At 51.6% G+C, this 22052-nt stretch carries 19 protein-coding genes; 17 read left to right on the forward strand and 2 right to left on the reverse strand.

What is annotated here, in order from left to right; genetic code table 11:
- Positions 1–4: 4 nt before the first annotated feature.
- The 9 genes from def to spoVM all read left to right on the forward strand — a co-directional run bounded on the left by def (position 5) and on the right by spoVM (position 9210).
- Entirely contained in the window at positions 5–490 is a 486-nt protein-coding gene (gene def / locus L6H70_RS01795) for a peptide deformylase (protein ID WP_206104495.1), read from the forward strand.
- A gap of 5 nt (positions 491–495) precedes the next feature.
- Positions 496–1434, forward strand: coding sequence for a methionyl-tRNA formyltransferase (gene fmt, locus L6H70_RS01800; protein ID WP_236329200.1), 939 nt, complete (start codon positions 496–498; stop codon positions 1432–1434).
- A 122-nt stretch (positions 1435–1556) separates the two neighbouring features.
- Positions 1557–2930 carry a 16S rRNA (cytosine(967)-C(5))-methyltransferase RsmB gene (gene rsmB / locus L6H70_RS01805; RefSeq protein ID WP_236333066.1) on the forward strand — a complete coding sequence of 458 codons (1374 nt, stop codon included), beginning with the start codon at positions 1557–1559 and terminating at the stop codon, positions 2928–2930.
- Positions 2931–3180: 250 nt separating this feature from the next.
- Positions 3181–4221, forward strand: a complete 1041-nt coding sequence (rlmN, locus tag L6H70_RS01810; protein ID WP_236329202.1) for a dual-specificity RNA methyltransferase RlmN — start codon at positions 3181–3183, stop codon at positions 4219–4221.
- Between the two features lie 6 nt (positions 4222–4227).
- Positions 4228–5004: a Stp1/IreP family PP2C-type Ser/Thr phosphatase gene (locus L6H70_RS01815; protein ID WP_236329203.1), complete on the forward strand. Its 777-nt coding sequence runs from the start codon at positions 4228–4230 to the stop codon at positions 5002–5004.
- The gene (gene pknB, locus L6H70_RS01820) at positions 5001–7202 is read left to right on the forward strand and encodes a Stk1 family PASTA domain-containing Ser/Thr kinase (protein ID WP_236329205.1); all 2202 of its coding nucleotides are present in this window, start codon (positions 5001–5003) and stop codon (positions 7200–7202) included. The genes L6H70_RS01815 and pknB overlap by 4 nt, the downstream gene beginning before the upstream one ends.
- 133 nt (positions 7203–7335) lie before the next feature.
- Positions 7336–8241: a ribosome small subunit-dependent GTPase A gene (gene rsgA, locus L6H70_RS01825; RefSeq protein WP_236329206.1), complete on the forward strand. Its 906-nt coding sequence runs from the start codon at positions 7336–7338 to the stop codon at positions 8239–8241.
- A gap of 3 nt (positions 8242–8244) precedes the next feature.
- Positions 8245–8913, forward strand: coding sequence for a ribulose-phosphate 3-epimerase (gene rpe, locus L6H70_RS01830; protein ID WP_236329209.1), 669 nt, complete (start codon positions 8245–8247; stop codon positions 8911–8913).
- Positions 8914–9129: 216 nt separating this feature from the next.
- Positions 9130–9210: a stage V sporulation protein SpoVM gene (spoVM, locus tag L6H70_RS01835; protein ID WP_020431362.1), complete on the forward strand. Its 81-nt coding sequence runs from the start codon at positions 9130–9132 to the stop codon at positions 9208–9210.
- Between the two features lie 100 nt (positions 9211–9310).
- On the opposite strand, the gene rpmB is transcribed toward spoVM, so the two are convergent.
- Complete coding sequence (gene rpmB / locus L6H70_RS01840) at positions 9311–9499, reverse strand: 50S ribosomal protein L28 (RefSeq protein ID WP_036686205.1); 189 nt, start codon at positions 9497–9499, stop codon at positions 9311–9313.
- 191 nt (positions 9500–9690) lie between these two features.
- On the opposite strand from rpmB, the gene L6H70_RS01845 reads away from it, so the two are divergent.
- From L6H70_RS01845 to L6H70_RS01865, 5 genes are all read left to right on the forward strand, one after another.
- Complete coding sequence (locus tag L6H70_RS01845) at positions 9691–11469, forward strand: DAK2 domain-containing protein (RefSeq protein ID WP_236329210.1); 1779 nt, start codon at positions 9691–9693, stop codon at positions 11467–11469.
- A gap of 29 nt (positions 11470–11498) precedes the next feature.
- Positions 11499–12359, forward strand: a complete 861-nt coding sequence (locus L6H70_RS01850; RefSeq protein ID WP_236329212.1) for a DegV family protein — start codon at positions 11499–11501, stop codon at positions 12357–12359.
- Positions 12360–12366: 7 nt separating this feature from the next.
- Positions 12367–14424, forward strand: coding sequence for an ATP-dependent DNA helicase RecG (recG, locus tag L6H70_RS01855; RefSeq protein WP_236329214.1), 2058 nt, complete (start codon positions 12367–12369; stop codon positions 14422–14424).
- Between the two features lie 66 nt (positions 14425–14490).
- Positions 14491–14778, forward strand: a complete 288-nt coding sequence (locus tag L6H70_RS01860) for a stage VI sporulation protein F (RefSeq protein ID WP_054940251.1) — start codon at positions 14491–14493, stop codon at positions 14776–14778.
- A 210-nt stretch (positions 14779–14988) separates the two neighbouring features.
- Positions 14989–17730 carry a calcium-translocating P-type ATPase, SERCA-type gene (locus tag L6H70_RS01865; RefSeq protein WP_236329216.1) on the forward strand — a complete coding sequence of 914 codons (2742 nt, stop codon included), beginning with the start codon at positions 14989–14991 and terminating at the stop codon, positions 17728–17730.
- A 69-nt stretch (positions 17731–17799) separates the two neighbouring features.
- Here the strand turns inward: L6H70_RS01865 and L6H70_RS01870 are convergent, their stop codons facing one another.
- On the reverse strand, positions 17800–18732 hold the full coding sequence (locus tag L6H70_RS01870; protein WP_236329218.1) for a C40 family peptidase: 933 nt from the start codon (positions 18730–18732) through the stop codon (positions 17800–17802).
- A 342-nt stretch (positions 18733–19074) separates the two neighbouring features.
- Here L6H70_RS01870 and L6H70_RS01875 point away from each other — a divergent pair, with 342 nt between their 5' ends.
- The 3 genes from L6H70_RS01875 to L6H70_RS01885 all read left to right on the forward strand — a co-directional run bounded on the left by L6H70_RS01875 (position 19075) and on the right by L6H70_RS01885 (position 21927).
- A complete protein-coding gene (locus tag L6H70_RS01875) occupies positions 19075–20151 on the forward strand; it encodes an ABC transporter substrate-binding protein (protein ID WP_236329220.1) in 1077 nt (358 codons plus the stop codon).
- 68 nt (positions 20152–20219) lie between these two features.
- The gene (locus L6H70_RS01880) at positions 20220–21146 is read left to right on the forward strand and encodes an ABC transporter permease (RefSeq protein WP_236329222.1); all 927 of its coding nucleotides are present in this window, start codon (positions 20220–20222) and stop codon (positions 21144–21146) included.
- A complete protein-coding gene (locus L6H70_RS01885) occupies positions 21133–21927 on the forward strand; it encodes an ABC transporter ATP-binding protein (RefSeq protein WP_236329224.1) in 795 nt (264 codons plus the stop codon). Before L6H70_RS01880 ends, L6H70_RS01885 begins: the two co-directional genes overlap by 14 nt.
- Positions 21928–22052 lie beyond the last annotated feature (125 nt).

A 22052-nucleotide genomic window follows, 5' to 3' on the forward strand; every position in this document is an offset into this window, starting at 1 on the left:
TGTAATGGCAATCAGATTAATCGTAAAAGAACCGGATGAAGTGTTGCACAAGACAGCGAAAACAGTAACGAAAGTAACCGCGAACGTCCAGAAGCTGCTGGATGATATGGCAGATACTATGTATGACGCCGAAGGTGTGGGTCTTGCGGCACCACAGGTGGGAATTCTGAAAAGGCTGATCGTCGTTGATGCTGACGAAGAGCATGGGCTGATCAAGCTGATTAATCCGGAGATCATCAGCACAGAGGGCGAGCAGTTCGGACCGGAAGGCTGCCTGAGTATTCCCGGGCTCAATGGTGATGTGCGCCGTGCAGAGACGGTAACAGTGCGTGGGCTTGACCGTGAAGGCAATGAAGTCACCATTACGGGTAGCGGACTTCTAGCTCGGGCTTTCCAGCACGAGATCGATCATCTTAATGGAGTCCTCTTTACGGACATTGCCGAGAAGGTCTATGAGTACAAAGCTGAACATAGCGAAGCCGGGGAGTGAATGAAATGAAGATAGTGTTCATGGGAACACCGGCATTTGCCGTGCCTTCATTGAAAATGCTCGTGGAGGAAGGCTATGACGTGGTAGCTGTTATTACTCAGCCTGACCGGCCGCAAGGCCGTAAGAAGACGCTTATGCCTACTCCGGTAAAGGAGGCTGCACTGTCTCTGGGGCTGCCGGTACTGCAGCCGGAACGGCTGCGCCGTCCGGAGGCGGTAGCCGAGCTTGCTGCCTATGAGCCGGATCTGATTGTTACGGCTGCTTACGGGCAAATTCTGCCTAAAAGTGTGCTTGATCTGCCTAAAAATGGTTGCGTCAATGTTCACGGTTCACTGCTCCCGAAATACCGCGGCGGTGCGCCTATTCAGCGCTGCATTATTAACGGGGAAAGTGTAACCGGCGTAACGCTGATGTACATGGCGGAAGGTCTGGATACAGGGGACATGATTTCCCGTGTCGAGGTGCCGATTGAAGATGAAGACACTGCAGGTGACCTGTTTGAGAAGCTGAGCCTTGCCGGATGTCATCTGCTAAAGACTGAGATGCCTCGTCTAGCGAAGGGGCGGGTAGAAGCAGCAAAACAAAATGACAATGAGGCAACGTACGCACCGAACCTCACCCGCGATGATGAGCGTATTGACTGGAATGCAGGCTCACGTGAAATCTATAACCGTATCCGGGGGCTGGTGCCGTTCTCCGGCGCATTTACCCTCTGGAATGGCGAGACCTTTAAGGTATGGGCAGCGGCTAAACCTTTGGCAAGTCACAGCTCTGCGGTCAAAGCACCTGGTACAGTGCTGGTGGTTAACGAGCGCGGTGTAGAGGTGAGCACCGGTGACGGATCACTGCTGCTGACCTCTGTGCAGCCGGCCGGCAAAAAAGCGATGAGCGCCGGCGACTTCAGCCGCGGTGCGGCTATGAGTCCAGGGACGGTGCTAGGTTGAGCGCGGGCGGCAATAATGGTCCGGGCCGTAGCGCGCACCGGCCTCACAACAAGAGTGGAGCGGCTAAGGCTGCGGGCAGTACAACACCTGCCGGAACCAAATCTGGAGCGGAAGGCAAGAATATCCGCAAGAGCAGCAAGCAGGCAGCGGGTTCTGCCCGTGAGCTTGCGCTCGATGTTCTCGTGCGGGTCGAGCAGGAAGGAGCTTACAGCAATCTCCTTCTGAACAGCAGTTTGCAGAAGTCTGCGCTTAGCCGTGAAGATTCAGGACTGGTAACGGAACTGGTATATGGTACTATTTCGCGGATGCTCACCCTAGATCACGTCCTGGGAGATTTCGTGAGTAAGGGCATCACGAAGCTGCAGCCTTGGGTACGCAATCTGTTGCGCCTAAGCCTGTATCAGATTATGTATCTGGACCGTATACCATCTCATGCAGCTGTTAATGAGGCGGTCAATATCGCCAAGAAGCGCGGTCATCAGGGCATATCCGGCATGGTTAACGGCGTACTCCGCAGCGTGCTGCGTGCAGGCGATCTGCCGGTGCTGAGTAAAAATATTAGTGAGACTGAAAGAATTTCCATTCTGCATTCCCATCCGCTCTGGATGGTGGAGCGCTGGAGTGCAGAGTATGGGATCGAGACGGCAGAGGCTATGTGCGCCGCTAACAATGAACCCCCGGCAGTCAGTGTCCGTGTGAACACAACGATGATCAGCCGTGACAGTCTGCTGGCGAAAATGCAGGAGTCAGGACTGGATGCTGCTGCCTCCAAGGTAAGCCCTTATGGTATCGTGGTCAAAGGGGGCGGTAATCTTGCCCTATCTGCCTGGTACAAGGACGGATATCTGTCTGTGCAAGACGAGAGCTCCATGCTGGTCGCCGAAGCTGTAGAACCTGAGCCGGGAATGAGGGTGCTTGATTGCTGTGCAGCCCCCGGCGGTAAAAGCGCGCATATGGGTGAGCTGATGAAGGATGAAGGATATATTTATGCAAATGATCTGCATGCCCACAAAGCCAAACTGATCTCTGATCAGGCGGAACGCCTGGGGCTGGACTGCATTACCACAGGCAGCAGTGACGCACTTGAACTGGCAGCAGCGCTGCCGCCGGAATCCTTTGACCGGATTCTGCTGGATGCGCCTTGTTCCGGTCTTGGGGTCATCCGGCGCAAGCCGGATCTTAAATGGCGTAAGCAGCCTGATGACGTAGCCAGCGTAAGCGCTCTGCAGGGAGAGCTGCTGCAGTCGGTTTCCCGGCTCTTGAAGCCGGGCGGCGTGCTGGTGTACAGTACCTGTACGACTGAACAGGCCGAGAACAGCGGGATTGTGGCTGAGTTTTTAGAACGTAACCCGGATTTCGTTCCGGTGAGCTTTGAAACGCCTGTCTGGGAACGTCTCGGCGGGACGGCGCTGGCCGCAGGTCAGGGAATCCAGCTGCTGCCGCAGCATTTTGGAAGCGACGGATTTTATATTGCCCGGCTCCGGCGACTCTTGTAAAATAGTAAACCGGCAGGGAAATTACAGATGTCCCGCCCGCAGATTTTGGTGCGCGGCGGGCTTTTCTTTTACCGTCTCTGATATTTGTGTTAAAATAGGAAGAATGAGAAATAATACGCATATCCGTTAGGATAATCGTCATATCGTCCTTTTAAGGACGGTATTCGTTTTGTGCTGATACAGAAGCTGGTCCGCAGTCGTCCCGATCCATTGATTTTTATACTTTATGAAAGAACAGGTGCTAAATATAATGAAACCTTTAATATATGATTTCTCTTTGGAAGAGTTGCAGCAGTGGGCCAAAGATAACGGAGAGCCAGCTTTCCGCGGCGGCCAGATTTTCGACTGGCTGTACGTGAAACGCGTCAATGACTTTGAGTCCATGAGTAACCTGTCCAAGACGCTCCGCGCCAAGCTGACGGAGCAGTTCAGCATTAATGCATTGACTGAGATTACAAAGCTGGAGTCTAAGGACGGAACCGTTAAATTCCTGTTTGGTCTGCATGATGATCATGCAATCGAGACAGTTATTATGAAACACAATTATGGAAACAGCGTATGTGTTACGACACAGGTAGGCTGCCGGATCGGCTGTACATTTTGTGCCTCTACACTGGGCGGCCTGAAGCGCGACCTTACAGCCGGCGAGATCGTTGCCCAGGTTGTCCGTTCCCAGCAGATTCTTGATGCACGCGGTGAACGTGTCAGCAGTATCGTAATTATGGGTACTGGAGAACCGTTTGAGAATTATGACGCCACGATGCGCTTCCTGCGTCTGATGATTCATGAGAAGGGACTCAATATCGGCCAGCGCCATATCACAGTATCTACAAGCGGAATTGTGCCGAACATTTACAAATTTGCTGAGGAAGACACACAGATCAATCTGGCGATTTCGATTCATGCACCTAATGATGCGCTGCGCTCCAAGCTGATGCCGGTCAACCGGCGGTACCCGTTCGATGATGTAATTGAGTCCTTGCGTTATTATCAGGCCAAGACAGGCCGTCGTATCAGCTTCGAATATGCGCTGATCGGCGGAGTCAATGACCAGCCGGAGCATGCTAAAGAACTGGCCGGTGTGCTCAAGACAATGCTGTGCCATGTCAACCTGATTCCGGTCAATCATGTACCGGAGCGCAAATATGTGCGGACTTCCCGCAATGATATTTTTGAATTTCAGCGTATTCTGGCCGACCAGGGCGTGAATGTAACGATCCGCCGTGAGCAGGGCCATGATATTGCGGCCGCATGCGGACAGCTGCGCGCCAAACATATGGAGTTGGGGTGAGGATATTTGATCAGAACAGTTCATGCCAGCGACGTTGGCCGGGTACGTACGGTCAATGAGGATTCGGTCTGGATCGGCACAACACGTCACGGTTATACCCTTGGCATTATTGCCGATGGAATGGGCGGACATTTAGCAGGAGACACTGCGAGCAAGCTCGCGCTGGAGACAATGCGCAGCACACTCGACGAACTGCCGCCGGATCTTCCGGGGGAAGAGCTTAGAGAATCGCTAACAGCTGCCATAATGGAGGCCAACCGCACGGTCTTTACCGAGGCTTCGCGCGACGAAAAGTACCATAACATGGGTACGACAGTGGTTGCTGTTCTACTTCAAGGGCCGGCCGGATATATTGGCCATATCGGAGACAGCAGAGCTTATCTTGTTAAAGACGGTGCCGCAATTCAATTAACCGAGGATCATACGCTGGTCAATGAGCTGTTCAAAAACGGCCAGATCAGCCAGGAGGAGCTTGGCAACCATCCGCGCCGCAATGTACTGACTAGAGCGCTGGGGACGGATGCCGAGGTTAAGGCTGATTTGGCTCCTGTAAGCTTGTCCTTGGGGGAACTTCTGCTGCTGTGCAGTGACGGTCTGAGCAATTTCGTCAGCCAGGAGCATCTGGGCAAGGTTGCCGGGATTCATGAAATACCGTTAGAGGAAAGAGCGGATCGATTACTTCAACTGGCATTATTAGCCGGTGGCGGCGACAACATCAGCGTCGCTATGTTAGAACATCAAGGAGAGGCCGCTGTGCCCGAGACAAAGGAGTGGAATAGATGATCGGTCACGAATTGGGCGGCCGTTACCAAGTCATCGAACGGATCGGGGGAGGTGGCATGGCGCTTGTTTACAGAGCCCATGACATTTTGCTTAACCGGAACGTCGCCATTAAAGTATTAAGAAATCAGTTTGTACATGACGAGGAGTTCATCCGCCGCTTCCGGCGTGAGGCACAATCGGCTGCTTCCTTATCGCATCCGAATGTAGTCAGTATCTACGATGTAGGTCAGGAAGAGGATGTCCATTACATCGTGATGGAGTATGTTGAAGGTAAGAACCTGAATGAAATTATAAAAGAACGGGCGCCGCTACAGGTAGATGAATCTATCCGGATTGCTTCCCAGATTTGCGATGCGCTTGACCATGCGCATCAGAATCAGATTATCCACCGTGATATTAAACCTCATAACATCCTGATTGGACGCAACGGCCGAGTTAAAGTAACGGATTTCGGTATAGCCCGTGCAGTTACCTCTACCACAATTACCCAGACTGGTTCTGTAATTGGTTCTGTGCATTATTTTTCACCGGAGCATGCCAAAGGTGTGATGACCGGAGAAAAGTCCGATTTGTATTCGCTCGGGATCGTACTCTACCAGATGTTAACCGGTGTGCTGCCTTTTTTGGGTGAAAGCCCGATCAGCGTAGCGCTTAAGCATCTGCAGGAGGAATTCGAAGAGCCGCGGCTGCTGAATCCGCTGATTCCGCAAAGCGTGGAGAATGTGATCCTGCGTTCTATGCGCAAAAATCCGGATGAGCGGTATCAGTCTGCCAAGGAGATGCTTCAGGATCTGGAGACCTGCCTGCTGCCTGAACGGCGTAGCGAAGCCAAAGCCTTGTTCCATGATGAGGACGATGAAGACCGGACAAGGATTATCCCGGCGATCAAACCGATTCAGCGTGGTCTGGGCAGCCGCAGCGGCGGGGGTGAAGAACGGATGCGCCGTATGGATGAGGAGGATGACGTTCCGCCCGCACTGAACAGTAAGCGGAGATGGGGGCGTCCGGCATTATGGATAGGTCTTACCTTGCTTTTATTACTTGCCATGGGCAGTGTGGTCTGGTATGTGAACTCCAAGCTGGTGGTTGCCGAAGTCACTGTGCCGGATGTAACCAACCAAACGCTGGAAAAAGCTACATCAATGCTGGATGAAGTTGGGCTGATCGTGGAGGATCCGGTTGTAGAGCAATACAACCCGAACTTTGACGAGAATGTCGTCTGGGAACAGAATAAAAAGAAAGGCACTGTGGTTAAAGAAGGAACGCATATTGTTCTCACAGTGAGCACTGCAAAGCCTACCTCAAATGTGCCTTCATTGTCCGGCAAAACCTATGATGATGCAGTAAAAGCTTTAATGGCAGAAGGTGTGGAACAAAGCCGGATCAGCCAGGACCCGCGCTTCAGCGAAGATTTCCCTGAAGGACAGGTAATCGGCACTGAACCGGCGGAAGGCAGCGAATATGATCCGGAGACGGCTACGATTAAAGTCATTGTCAGTAAAGGCAAAGAAAGCAAGCCGATGCCTGACCTGACAGGTAAAACCCAGGATGAAGCCAAGGTAATATTGGAGGATTTGGGACTGGTGCTGGATGAGGTTAGTGAAGATACCAGCTACTCCGTCGATAAAGGGAAAATCACGAAGCAATGGCCTTATGAGAAAGATGATCTGGTATCTCCCGGAGATAAAATCTCCATCTCCCTGAGCACAGGATTCCCGCCGGAAGCGTTGAATTATACTTTCAATGTGCCGGTAGCACCGTCAAGCGACGGTAAGAAAACCAAAATCCGTATCGTGTATTCCGATGCCCGCAACGATGGGGAGCCTCAGGAGTGGGGTACGCGTACTATAGCGAAGACCCAGGTGTTGTCTGTGAATCTGGTCCTTGCACCGAATAAGGACGGCGCGGTCTCGATCTACCAGGACGGGGAATATATCGAGGCTTATGAGATCCGCTATTCCGATGCCAAGAACGGCACGGTACAGCAGCCTGAACCTCCGGCGACTCAGACGCCAGAGCCTACGGTTGCACCTACCGAGACACCGGCAGAACCTACGATTGAACCGGAGATCCTGCCACCGGGTTCCGAAGAAGGCGTAAATGCAGGCGGTAACAACCAAACCGGTTATATCGTGAACAACGCCTCGGAAGGTCAAAGTAATAAAAAAGGTAAAGCGAAGGACAATAAGAAGAATTAAGGCAATATCCAATAAAAGAGAAAAGCTGCAGCTGTTCCAGTTCATTAGCGGTAAGGCTGCGGCAGCGAGATGACCCGGGGAGTTTTTAGCTTGGGTCATTTGCGCAAAATCAGGAGAGGAAGGCTCATTATGTATGCCTGAAGGAATCATTGTAAAAGCGCTGAGTGGTTATTATTATGTAAAACCGCTGCGTAACGGATTCATTGCGACAGAAGAAGAGGCTGTACAGTGCCGTGGACGGGGGATCCTGAAGAAAAGGGGAATCGCTCCGCTCGTAGGAGACCGAATTATCTACGTTCTGACCGAAAACGGGGAAGGGATGGTCGATGAGATCCTCCCCCGGGAATCCGAATTAATCCGGCCGCCTGTAGCCAATGTCAAGCTGGCGGTGCTGCTGTTCTCGGTACGTGAGCCGGACATGAATTTGAATCTGCTGGATAAGTTTCTGGTGCATATCGAGCACTCCGGATTGGAACCCCTGATTGTATTAACGAAGCAGGATCTGGCCGTTGACGAAGGTGAAGCCACAGCACTCGTGAAAGAGCTGTACGAGCGTATCGGATATGAAGTGATGATTACCAGTTCTTTAACCGGCTCGGGCAGTGATGAGCTGCGCAGCCGGCTGGCTGGAGTTATCAGCGTCTTCTCCGGTCAGTCCGGAGTCGGCAAATCGACGCTCTTAAATCGGCTGGTGCCGGGGCTTGAGCTGGAAACAGGTGAAATCAGCATGCGGCTGGGGCGGGGGCGTCATACCACCCGGCATGTCGAGCTGATGGATATCGGGAACGGCGGATTTGTGGCTGATACACCAGGGTTCAGCCAGCTGGATTTTTTGGAGCTGGGTGTGGAGGAGCTGTCGGTCTGTTTCCGGGAATTTGCTTCCTATGCGGAGAATTGCAAGTTCCGCGGCTGCAGCCATCTTCATGAGCCGGGCTGCCGGGTCATTGAGGCCTGGCAGGCCGGTGAGATCGCGGACAGCCGCTATGAGCACTACAAGCTGTTCTATAATGAAATGAAAGACAAAAAGCGGAGGTACTAACCTATGATATTACTAGCCCCATCCATTTTATCTGCCGATTTCGCAGCACTTGGTGCTGAAGTCGCGGAGGCTGAGGCCAGCGGCGCAGACTGGATTCATGTAGACGTGATGGACGGCCACTTTGTGCCGAACATTACACTTGGGCCACCGATTGTTAAGGCGGTAAAGGCGCATACCTCTTTGCCGCTGGATGTTCATTTGATGATCGAAAATCCGGAACGTTATATCGCAGAGTTTGCAGCTGCCGGCGCATCTGTTATTACTGTACATGCCGAAGCCTGCGTACATCTTCACCGTGTAGTGCACCAGATTAAGGAGCTTGGTATTATGGCAGGAGTGGCGATTAATCCTGGAACCCCGGCTTCAGCTGTACGTGAGGTACTTGAGGATGTGGATATGGTGCTGGTTATGACTGTGAACCCCGGTTTTGGCGGACAGGCTTTTATCCCTAATGCGATGCGTAAAATCCGCCAGATCCGTGAATGGGCTAATGAAATTAATCACAGCAACCTGCGGATTGAAGTGGATGGAGGAGTTGCCGAGAACACCGCCCCTATTGTGGCTGAAGCTGGCGCAGACGTGCTGGTGGCCGGCAATGCCGTATTTGGACGTACTGACCGTGCTGCTGCCATACGGGCAATCCGTGAAGCTGCAGAGGGTGCAATCCGTTAAATGCACGCATATGAGCAAGCATTAAGGTATTAAGGTATAGGCCAAGTTATGGCCGCATAAATATGGTTACATGAGCAGAAATCTCATGTAGCCTTTTTTTGTACAACAAGGGAGGTCTGCACAAGGGAGGTCTGCAGTTCGTCTGGGTTCAATTATGAATACGGAAATCAAGGGAAGTCTCCTACCGTATGGCAAGAATTGATGGGAGGGTTAATGATGAAATTTTACACGTTTAAGCTGCCGAGATTTTTGGGAGGTTTTGTTAAGGCGATATTGAACACATTTCAGAAGAGCTGAGTTCATAACCGAACAGAAAACATGAAAAAAAGCACCTTACGAATGTAAAGGGTGCTTTTTGCTTCATATGAGATATCGCTGGGCCTTGGAATAACCAAGACTAAACGCGTTCAACTTTGCCGGCTTTCAAAGCACGGGTGCTGACGTACACGCGTTTCGGTTTTCCGTTCACGAGAATACGGACCTTCTGAACGTTAACTCCCCAAGAACGACGGTTGCGGTTGTTTGCGTGAGACACGTGGTTACCGCTGCTCGGCTTCTTGCCTGTTACTGCACATTTGCGGGACATAGATTACACCTCCTTGTTACTTACACCTGCATAAAACAATACTTAAATATAATATCACAGCAAAATTTGCTACGTCAACCGATTCAAAAACATTTATTTCTTTTGGCTCTTATAGTACAATGTAAATTAGTGCATTATGTCCAGTTAATCATAGAATTGATTAGGCATGAAGTTAGGAAGGGGAATTCTCATTGAGTAAGCGTTCTATAAACGGAGCAGATTTTACCGCAATGGTACTCGCCGGTGCGGAAAAGCTGCAGCAGCATGCAGAGCACGTCAATTCCTTGAATGTATTTCCGGTTCCAGATGGAGATACAGGAACCAATATGAATTTGACGATGACCGCAGGTGCGAACGAATTGAAGAAGAATAATACCGCCTCAGTCGGTCAATGTGCAGGAGTACTCTCCAAAGGTCTATTGATGGGCGCACGGGGAAACTCCGGCGTTATTTTGTCACAGCTGTTCAGAGGTCTTGGACGCTACGCCGCCCAATATGATGAGCTGAACACGCAGCAGTTCGCAGCAGCGCTGCAGACCGGTGTGGATACGGCCTACAAAGCAGTGGTTAAGCCCGTGGAAGGAACCATCCTTACCGTCGCCAAAGAAGCTGCCAGACATGCCGTATACTATGCCCGCCGTACCACTGATATTATTGAACTTATGACAGAGGTATTGTCCAAGGCAAAAGAAGCTTTAGCCAATACACCGGAATTACTGCCGGTCTTGAAGCAGGTTGGGGTAGTAGACTCCGGCGGCCAGGGTCTGGTCTATATTTATGAAGGATTCCATCAGTATTTGACAAGCGGAAGCTCCGGTTTGCAGATCCCTGCACAAGGACAAGCTCCTGCCCCTGCAGCTGCAGCGGTACCAGTGCTGACTAAACAAGAAAATGTATTGTCATCCGTACAATCTTCCGCTCAATCTCAGCTTTCTACGGAGGATATCGAGTTTCTATATGATATGGAATTTTTCATCAACCGCCAGCTTGGCGCATCCGTGAAAGCGGATTTTGATGAGGAAGCTTTTAGGAAAGCGTTATCAGTCAACGGCGATTCCATTATTGTTATTTCCGATGATGAAACGATCAAAGTGCATGTGCATTCCAAAACACCTGGTGAAGTGATGACTTTAGCGCTCCAATATGGTGAGATCACTCAAATTCATATTCTGAACATGCGCGAACAGCACCGTGATTTGCTGACCGCAGGGATGGATATTGCGCCTATGCCGGAGTTGTTCGCGGATATACCGAAGGAGCACAGCTCAGTACAGGCTCCGGCCGTTCCGCCGGCAGATGACATGGCACCTTACGGTTTCATCGCGGTATCTTCCGGTGAAGGCATTTCCGATATTTTCAAAAGCCTTGGGGTAGATGCGGTGCTTGCAGGTGGACAGACCATGAATCCGAGCACGGAAGATTTCGTCAATGCAATCTCGTCGATCTCTGCGAAGCATGTCTACATTCTGCCTAACAACTCCAACATCGTGCTTGCCGCACAGCAGGCCAAAGAGCTGCTCGAAGGTGAACGCGACATCACCGTGATTCCAAGCAAGAGCATTCCGCAAGGAATTGCTGCAGCTTTCGCCTTTCAGGAAGAGGATGCTGTGGACACCAATACCGAGAATATGCTTGAGGCCATTTCTCAAGTGAAGTCCGGGCAGGTGACGAATGCGGTCCGCGATACGGTCATCGAAGATCTAGAGATTAAATCCGGGCAGTTCATCGGAATTTCCAACTCGAAGATTGTTGCAGCCTCTGATGAATTGCTGGCAGCCAGTAAGGCATTGCTTACGACCATGCTGGAGAACGGGGACGAGATTGTTACCGTGCTGACCGGTTCAGATGCTGAAGCAGGCGTAACCGATTCGCTCGGAAGCTGGCTGGAAGAAACGTATCCGCAGGTGGAAGTAGAGGTTCATGAAGGCGGACAACCGCTTTATTATTATCTTTTCTCTGTGGAACCATAGGTTAATATTATAGTTTGGGGAGGAAACCCATGAATCGTACGGTCATTGTCACTGACAGCACATCAGATATCCCGCCGGCACTGGCGGAGAAGTACGGCATTGAAGTCGTACCGCTTACGCTTATGTTCGGTGAAGAAGCTTTCCGGGATAATATCGATATGACACCGGAGCAGTTCTATGAGCGTCTTCCCCGCTCACCGCAGTTACCGACAACTTCTCAGCCCTCCCCGGTTGAATATATGAAGGTGTACAGCAGCATTTTGGAACGTAATCCGGATAGCCGTATACTTTCTTTTCATATTTCATCCGGGCTCAGCGGTACATACCAGTCCGCCGTGCTCGCCAAATCGATGCTGGAGGAAAAGGGAGAAGTCATCACTGTTGTTGATTCACTGTCAGCATCCTACGGGTTCGGGTTTATGGTAGTAGCAGCTGCACGAATGGCAGCGGAAGGCAAGGCGCCGGCAGAAATTCTGGAATCCGTAGAAAAGCTGCGCCAGTCCCGTAAGTTGTATTTTTTGGTCGACACACTAGAATATCTGCAGAAAGGTGGCAGAATCGGGAAAGCGTCTGCGATTCTGGGCACGCTGCTTAATATTAAGCCGATTCTTTCCATTGATGCCGAAGGTATCATTTATGCGGTAGAGAAGGTCAGAGGCCGTAAAAAGGCAATAGCCCGAATGATCGAGCTGTTCAAGGGGGATCTGCCGGGTGTGGACAAAATCAACGTGGCCGTGGGTCATACGGCTGAACCGGCTTACGGCGAAGAATTCCTGCAGGAATTGGCCGGGCACTTTACCCTGGAAGAGAAGGTGCTTACGAATGTCGGTCCCGTTGTAGGTAGCCATGTGGGCAACGGTACTTTAGCCGTATTCATTTGGCCCGCGTAAATAGGGGATGAATACACTGCTATCATTAGATCAAATTGAAGTCAAACAAATAACTGGCGTGAGCGCTCAAAAGCAAAGTGAGCTTCACGCCTTTGGCGTCTTTACAGTGAAGGATCTGCTGGAGTATTATCCGTTCCGTTATGAGGATTTCCGGCCTAAGACACTGAGTGAGGTCAAGCACGGCGACAAGGCTACACTGGTTGCCAAGGTGATCGGCATTCCTGTGCTGCAGCGATTCGGCGGCAAATCACGGATAAGCTGCAAAATGGTCGCCGAACCGTGGATGTTCACGGCCATCTGGTTCAATCAGACGTATGTCCGAGAACAGCTGACCGTGGGCCGCGAGATTGTGATTACGGGGAAATGGGATCAGAAGCGGAGCCAGATTAACGTAACCAATTATGAGTTTCCGGACCGCGGAGAAGGTAAGACTGGTACATTGCAGCCTGTCTATTCGGTCGGAGGGAAAATCACGCAGACTTGGCTGCGTAAGGTCATTAATCAGGCCATGCAGCAGTTTGGCGAGCTGATTCCGGAGATCCTGCCGCAGGTTATCCTTCGGAAATATGATTTCATGCCACGTAAACGGGCAATCGCCACGATTCATCAGCCCGAGGATACCCGTGAAGGCCAGCAGGGACGGCGCCGGATGGTGTACGAGGAGCTCTTTCTGTTCCAGCTCAAGGTGCAGGCGTTCCGCGTGCTGAATCAGGGCAGAATGGATGGTGTGGTGCACACGGTCGATAATTCTACCGTCCGCCAGTTTGTGCGCAGCCTTCCGTTTGAGCTGACGGATGCCCAGAAGCATGTGGAGCTGGAGATTTTGCAGGATATGCGTTCCGGCTATTGCATGAACCGTCTGCTGCAAGGGGATGTGGGCTCCGGTAAAACGGTCCTCGCGGCCATTGCGCTGTACGCAACCGTAAGATCGGGTTTTCAGGGCGCACTGATGGTGCCGACTGAAATTCTCGCCGAACAGCACATGCGCTCGCTGACCAAGATGTTCGAGCCTTTTGGCATCACAGTCGGCCTGTTGACGGGAAGCGTCAACGGCCGCAAGCGCAAGGAGCTGCTTGCTTCGCTGCAGATGGGGCTGCTGGATGTTGTGGTGGGAACCCACGCATTGATTCAGGAAGATGTATTCTTCCGCGCACTCGGTCTGGTCGTCACGGATGAGCAGCACCGTTTCGGGGTGAACCAGCGCAGCATTCTGCGGCGCAAGGGCTACAACCCTGATGTGCTGACGATGACGGCGACGCCGATACCGCGTACCCTTGCGATAACAGTATTCGGCGATATGGACGTCTCCACATTGTCCGAGCGTCCGAAAGGGCGTGTGCCTATCACTACCTATTGGGTCAAGCATGACTTGATGGAACGGGTATTGAAGCTGGTGAACCGGGAGGTAGACCAGGGCAGACAAGCTTATCTGATTTGTCCGCTCATCGAAGAGTCGGAGAAGCTGGATGTGCAGAATGCGATCGATCTGCATGTGCAGATGTCCCAGGCTTTCCCTGGCTATAAGGTGGGTCTGCTGCACGGACGGATGACTCCGGCGGAAAAGGATGAGGTCATGCGGGCATTCTATAGTAATGAGATTCAGCTGCTCGTCTCCACAACAGTGGTAGAGGTCGGGGTTGATGTACCTAACGCCACACTGATGATCATCATGGACGCTGACCGTTTTGGCCTGTCGCAGTTGCACCAACTGCGCGGACGGGTCGGCCGCGGCCAGCATGCTTCCTATTGCGTACTGGTGGCTGATCCGAAATCGGAAATTGGCCGGGAGCGGATGACCGCAATGACCGACACCGATGACGGGTTCGAGGTGTCGCGCCGCGATTTGGAGCTGCGGGGGCCGGGGGATTTCTTCGGCACGAAGCAGAGCGGTCTGCCGGAATTCCGGCTGGCGGATATGACAGCCGATTTCGAAGTGCTGGAGCAGGCACGAGATGATGCCGCCGGGCTGCTGAAAGAGGCCTCTTTCTGGACTTCGGCCGATTATGCGCCGCTGCGCAGCTATTTGCAGAGCGAGCAAATATTTCAAGGTGATATAATTGATTAAATAGGCACATGCGGCCGCCTGCCTTCATATACTGTGAATGATTGGATATGACGGGAGGTGCTGCATTTGGGTTATCAGCAATACGGAATCAGTCCACAACTGGTGGAGCGGATCAAGTTGAAGATGAAGAATCCGGCGGTCAAGGAACGGATTAAGAACATGATTAACGGGATCTCCAAGCAGGAGCTGCAGGATACAGCGGTGGTACGCAGGCTTGTACGCAATGCCTCTGCAGTGCTGAGCGAGAAACTGACAGGGGCCCAGGAGGATCAGATCGTTAAGTTTGTTATTGCGCAGAAGATAGATCCCAGCAATACTTTTCATCTTATACGTTTATGGGGGATGTTCCGCTGAGTGCGGAGGATGCCTGATATCCGGCATAATAAAAGGTCGTTCCCGCAGTGAATATTGCGGAAACGGCCTTTTTGCGTTCAACAGCAGGTGCATAAGACTAATGATTTTGAAATATATACACAGTTTCTCTGCATCCCGCAGAACCAATTGGGTAAAACTCCATATAAGGATTAGCCGTATATCCATGAAATCTTGGAAGGAGCTGAGGTATTGAATTCAAAACCGGCAACGAATGAACCCGCGGATAACGTACCCTACCATACGCTGGATCATGATGAGGTGCTCAGGCGTCTGGAATCTGCCAATAACGGGCTAACATCGGCAGAGGCTGCACAGCGGCTCGAGCGTTACGGAAAAAATATGCTTCAGGAAACAAAGACGAAGTCTTTGCTGGCAAAATTTATAGAGCAATTCAAAAATGTTATGATTTTTATCCTGCTGGCTGCTGCGATACTGTCGGGGATTTTGGGAGAATGGACGGATACGGTCATTATTTTGCTGGTCGTGATCCTAAATGCGGTGCTCGGGGTCATTCAGGAGAATAAAGCGGAACAGGCGCTGGAAGCCCTGAAAAGTATGTCTTCGCCGATGGCGAGAATCCGCCGGGACGGGCAGGTTATGGAGATCAAAAGCGAGGAACTCGTACCAGGCGATATAGTACTGCTGGAAGCAGGGAACGTGGTGCCAGCTGACCTTAGAGTGCTGGAATCTGCGTCGCTCCAGACAGAGGAAGCGGCACTGACCGGAGAATCCCTGCCGTCAGATAAACATGCCGGGGTACTGGAAGGGACGGATCTTGCACTCGGAGACCGAATCAATATGGCCTATATGAGTAGCAGCGTGACTTACGGCAGAGGAGTTGGAGTGGTTACGGCAACGGGAATGTCGACTGAGGTCGGCAGAATCGCGGGTTTTATAGCCCAGGCTGAACAGGATGTAACCCCGCTGCAAAAGAAACTGGATGAGCTTGGAAAATATTTTACGTATATAATTTTGGGAGTTTGCGTTGTGATTTTTGCCGTCGGGATTCTAGAGGGCAGAGACATGCTGGATATGCTGCTCACTTCCATCTCCTTGGCTGTAGCAGCGATTCCGGAAGGCCTGCCGGCGATTGTGACGATAATTCTGGCTCTTGGTGTCCAGCGGATGGCCAAGCGCAAGGCCATTATTCGCAAGCTTCCTGCGGTGGAGACACTGGGCAGTACCGAAATCATTTGCTCCGACAAGACGGGGACGCTGACGCTCAACCAAATGACTGTGGAGAAGCTGTATATAAACGGCCAATCTATGGAGGCCACAGATGCAGTCAAAGGTGAATCCGGAGGAGAACTGTTACTGCAGGCGATGACGCTGTGCAATGATTCCAGTATCGATGAGAGTAAGGAATCAGGAACGGGCGGGACAGACGGGAAAAAGGAAGCCAAAACCGCAAAAACGAAAAGCGGTAAAGCCATCATCGGCGACCCGACAGAGACTGCACTGGTTGATTATGCACTGAGCATCGGGGTGGATAAGCGTGAGCTGGAGAAGCAGTATCCCCGGAAAAGGGAGCTGCCTTTTGATTCCGACCGCAAGCTAATGACTACGGTCCATGAGCAGGGGCAGGGCGGGGAATTCCGAGCCTATACCAAGGGCGCACCCGACGTGCTGCTGTCCAAGTGCAGCCATATCTACGAAGCCGGCCATGTCGTTCCCCTGACAGAGGAGCATTCCCGGCAAATTACAGCCCGCAATAAGCAGCTGGCTGACGAGGCGTTGCGCGTTTTGGCTTTTGCCTACCGTGATTACGGAGAACTTCCTGGCGAAATGACGCCGGAGAGCGCTGAGACGGAGCTTGTATTCATCGGGCTGTGCGGGATGATTGACCCGCCGCGGGATGAGGTCCGTGATGCGGTAGCCGTCTGCCGAAAGGCTGGCATCCGTCCGGTCATGATTACCGGCGATCACAGGGATACAGCTGCGGCCATAGCCAAACGCCTGGGCATCATTGACGATGACCGCAGTGTGCTGACGGGCCGGGAACTGGATAAGATCAGTGAAGCTGATTTTGCCGAGAAGGTGACCGATTACTCTGTATATGCGCGTGTCTCACCTGAACATAAAGTGCGGATCGTCAAAGCCTGGAGGCAGAAGGGGAAGATTGTCGCCATGACCGGAGACGGGGTGAATGATGCGCCGGCGCTGAAATCTGCGGATATCGGTGTCGGCATGGGAATCACCGGAACGGATGTGGCTAAAGGTGTCTCTGATATGGTGCTTGCCGATGATAATTTTACAACGATTGTAGTTGCTGTAGAAGAAGGGCGGAAGGTGTACAGCAATATCCGTAAAGCTATTCAGTTCCTGCTGTCCGCTAACCTCGGGGAAGTGCTGACCTTGTTCATTGCGACGATGATTGGCTGGCGCATTCTTGAGCCGATTCATATTCTCTGGATCAATCTGGTGACGGATACCCTGCCTGCATTGGCACTGGGACTGGAGAAGGCCGGGGAAGATGTAATGAAACGGAAGCCCCGCAAGTCAAGCAGCAGCATATTTGCCGACGGAGTGGGTGCCGGTATTGTGTATCAAGGAATTATTGAAGCAGGGCTGACACTGCTGGTCTATTACTGGGCGCACACGCATTATGATGAGGGTGTTGCAGTTACGATGGCATTTGCCACCCTGGGACTGCTGCAGATTACCCATGCCTTCAATGTCAGATCCAATACCAAATCACTATTCCAGATTGGATGGTTTACCAACCGCTTTATGCTGGGGGCATCTCTGATCTCAGGCCTGCTGCTGGTACTGGTAATTATCATACCGAGTCTGAACGAATGGTTTGGCGTGAAGCATCTGAGCGGCCTGCAATGGGGAATTGTCTGCGGTGCTGCTGTAGCTATTGTAGTGATTGTGGAAATCGTAAAGCTGTTCCTCCGGGTGAGCGGCAAAGGAAAGACCTGGGATTAATATGCAAAGAGCCTGGTGGTCCAATTACGGACTCCAGGCTCTTTTATCCTCTGTAGTGCGGTCTAAATTTTAAAGCACACGCTGCATATGCAGGATAACATTATGCCAATAGCCGGTGTCGAGCTCGCTGATCTGTACGCCGGGTTCACCCCAGGTATGGATGAATTTCCCGCCGCCGATATAAATGCCGACATGGCCTGGTACAGCGTCACTCTCAAAGCGTCCCGGCACCGTGAAGAAAATCAGGTCGCCGGTCTGCAGATCATCGCGGCTTACCCGCCGGCCGATATTGTCCTGATCTCTAGCCAGGCGCGGAAGAGAAACGCCGAATTTCTTGAATACATGCCTTGTAAAAGAGGAGCAGTCAAATTTTTTGGTTTCCTCGTAAGAGCCGGCACCGAAATCATAAGGTACACCTAAGAACTTTTTGGCATAATCCACCAGTTCCCCGGTGTCAACATTCGAGGCACTCTGGATGCGCAGCGGTTTAGAACCATCGGAATTGCCGTTCCCCCCTGTTCCAGTGTCTTTGTCCCTCGGAGGAGCAATATTGATCTCGCCACTACTCGGATTCCAGCCCACTTCAGTCTGGAGCAGCTTGGACAGAGCGGTTGGCGTGATGTAGATTTGACCGTCCCGGCGAACCGGCGCATCCGGCAAAGTGATTTTCTCGCCTAACGAAAAGACCTGGACTGAGTTTGGCTTTAACATGTACATCACGTCTGTGTAGCCGATTTTGGCATATCCGCCGCTGGAGGTGTCATCCTTCATCCTGTAGCCTATAGAAGCAGCCGCGGGCTTCAGCGGAATCCAGAACTTGCCTTGCTTGTCTGTAATAGTTGATTTCTCGTAATAGCTGCCTACAAAATTTCCGGCCGGATTAACAGCGTTCACTTTAGGTTTTGTATCGCTTTTGTAATATCCGCATGCGCTGCCGGTGAGGGAAAACGCCAATAGGATTGCTGCGGTGGCAACTGATTTTTTCTGTGCAGAAATTGTCATATGTCACGCTCCATCTTCATACTGTAGCTTAAGTTTGCTCAGCCGGGTGTTGTTTCATCAGGTTGGACGGTGTAAATATCTTGGGTAAACTTCCTGATCCTGCAAGAAAATTCTGCAAAGATGAAGGGGTCCGCGGGAATCTGCACGGTTTGTAATATCTGGATCATTCATAAATGATTGACGGATAAACAACGTCCATATAATATTAGTTAATAGATTTGCTGTATTAAATGGGAGATTCGTGTGAACTGTCGCTTTAATGCTTTTATCTTTAAAAGCGATAATGCTGAGTCGCTCACTTTGATGCACGCGCTGATACCGTAAATGAAAAGGGGTTATCTGATGAAGAAAAAGAATATTTGGGCAGGCCTGAGCCTGTGTCTGATGCTCGTAGCTGCTGGCTGTGGGAACAATAATGCAGCGAACACAGAAAATGCTGCTAACGCTGGGAATACACCGGCAACAACAACCAATGCCCCTGCTAATGCCGGAGCTGGCGACGCCAAATCCTATAAAATTGCAATCTCACAATATGTGGAGCATCCTTCGCTGGATGCCACACGTGAAGGGTTCCTGGCCGCACTCAAGGACGCCGGAATCGTAGAAGGCGATAACCTTAAGGTGGATCTTGAGAATGCTCAGGCCGATCAGGCTAACAACCTGTCCATTGCACAGAAGATTGCCGGTGATAAGAATGATCTAGTACTGGCGATTGCTACACCGTCAGCCCAATCAATTGTACAGAATGTAAAAGACACCCCGATTTTGTTCGCAGCGGTTACGGATCCGCTGGATGCCAAGATTGTCACGGACCTGGAGCATCCGGGAGGCAATGTTTCCGGTGCATCTGATACGAACCCGGAAGCGATCACCCGGCTGATGAACTTCATTGCAACACAGTTCCCTAACGTGAAGAAGCTGGGGCTAGTGATCAATGAAGGTGAGCCCAATGCAGTCGTCATGGCTGATATTGCCAAGAAAGAGCTGGACAAACATGGCATCGAATTGGTGAAAGCGGCTATCACGAATACTTCCGAAGTGAAGCAGGCAGCAGAGTCCCTAGTCGGCCGTGTGGATGCCTTCTATATCACCCTTGATAACTCCGTCGTGAGCGGTGTGGATGCAATCATCCAGACGGCAAATGACAACAAGATTCCATTCTTCTCGGCTGACCGCGACACCGTAGAGAAAGGCGCTTTTGCTACAGTCGGCTTTAAGTATTATGATCATGGCTACCAGGTTGGCGAAATGGCTGTAGAAGTGCTTAAGAATGGTACCAGCCCTGGAGATATGAAAGTAACGATGCAAGAGAAGCTGGACGTGATTCTTAACCTGAAGGCAGCAGCTGCCCAGGGTATTGAAGTCACAGATGCCATGAAAGCTGAAGTTGCCGATCAGGCCAGCAATATCATTCAATAATAGTCAGACATCATTATGGGGCGATTCCCGGCGGGACGCCCCTTGCCGCTTGAGGGAGGAAGTCACCTATGTATAATTCAATGCTTGGAGCCGTCGAAATGGGCCTCTTGTATGCTTTTATGGCTTTAGGGGTTTATATTACGTTCCGGATTCTCGATTTCCCGGATTTAACCGTGGATGGAAGCTTTACAACAGGCGGTGCAATTGCCGCTGTGATGATTACTAACGGTTATTCACCATGGCTGGCTACTCTTTGTGCGCTGGCAGGTGGAATGCTGGCCGGCATGTGTACAGGCCTGCTGCATACCAAAGGTAAGATTAACGGACTGCTGTCAGGGATTCTGATGATGATTGCGCTTTATTCGATCAACCTGCGGATATTGGGCAAACCGAATGTTTCCCTGATGGGGGAAACTACATTATTCAGCTCGATTAACCCGCTGCTTGTAATGCCGTTTGTTGTGATCCTGGTTAAGGTTCTAATGGATCTGTTTCTGCGGACTGACCTGGGACTCGCTCTGCGGGCAACAGGTGACAATGCACGGATGATCCGCAGCTTTGGCGTGAACACCGATACTACGACTATTCTCGGCATCAGCCTGTCGAACGGGATGGTGGCGCTCTCGGGAGCACTAATCGCCCAGTATTCCACTTTTGCCGATTCATCTATGGGTATAGGAATGATTGTTATCGGTCTGGCTTCGGTAATTATCGGGGAAGCTATCTTTGGAGCCGGCAGCGTATTCCGGGCCACACTGGCAGCAGTTCTCGGCTCGATCGTGTACCGGATTGTTGTCGCACTGGCGCTGAGAGTTCCTTGGCTGGAGGCCTCCGATCTGAAGCTGATTACAGCAATTATTGTCATTATCGCACTGCTGTTCCCTTCCCTTCAGCGTTATATGAAAACGAAGAGTACAGCACGCAGACGTACGGCCGAGCTTGAAGATCTGGCGCTGCGCAACAAGAAAGGGGGAGCAGCTGATGCTAAAGCTTGATAATGTCTCCAAGCTGTTCAATCCCGGCACACCGGATGAGAAAATTGCGCTGTTCGGCATTGATCTGGAGCTTCATGCCGGTGATTTCGTGACGATCATCGGAAGTAACGGAGCAGGCAAGTCTACGCTGATGAATGTGATTTCCGGCGTAATGCGGCCGGATCTGGGCGAAGCCCGGATCGATGGAAGCTCTATCAGCCACTTGCCGGAGTTCCAGCGGGCCCGCTGGATCGGGCGGGTCTTCCAGGACCCGATGGCCGGAACAGCGCCGCATATGACCATTGAAGAGAACCTGGCGATGGCTTACAAGAGGGGCCAGAAGCGAGGATTATCCTTTGGCGTGAATGCCGCCAGACGCTCTATGTTCCGCGAACAGCTGAGCCGCCTGGGGATCGGGCTGGAGAACCGGCTGCGCGCCAAAGTGGGGCTTCTGTCCGGCGGGGAGCGGCAGGCGCTGAGCCTGCTGATGGCGACCTTTACCCAGCCGCAAATTTTGCTGCTGGACGAGCACACGGCAGCGCTCGATCCTGCCCGTGCGGAACTGATTACCAAGCTGACAGAATCCATCGTCCGTGAGATGAAGCTCACGACGCTGATGGTTACCCATAACATGGAACAGGCCATCCGGCTGGGTAACCGTCTGATCATGATGGACAAAGGGTCGGTTATTCTGGATATTGATGAAGAGCGAAAGAAGGATCTGACTGTAGAACGTCTGCTTGGCGAGTTTGAAGCGATCAGCGGACACAAGCTGGCGGATGACCGGATGATGCTTGGTTGATGCTCGGTTAACTATACCTGAAACAGCAGCACTTACCGCTGGATACAGATCTAAAGACTTGAACACAGTTAAGCAATATACTGTGATTCAAGTCTTTTTGCTTTATAGCAGAGGCTGTATTGCGA

It is taken from the genome of Paenibacillus auburnensis, assembly GCF_927798115.1.
Classification (GTDB): Bacteria; Bacillota; Bacilli; order Paenibacillales; family Paenibacillaceae; genus Paenibacillus_AQ; species Paenibacillus_AQ auburnensis.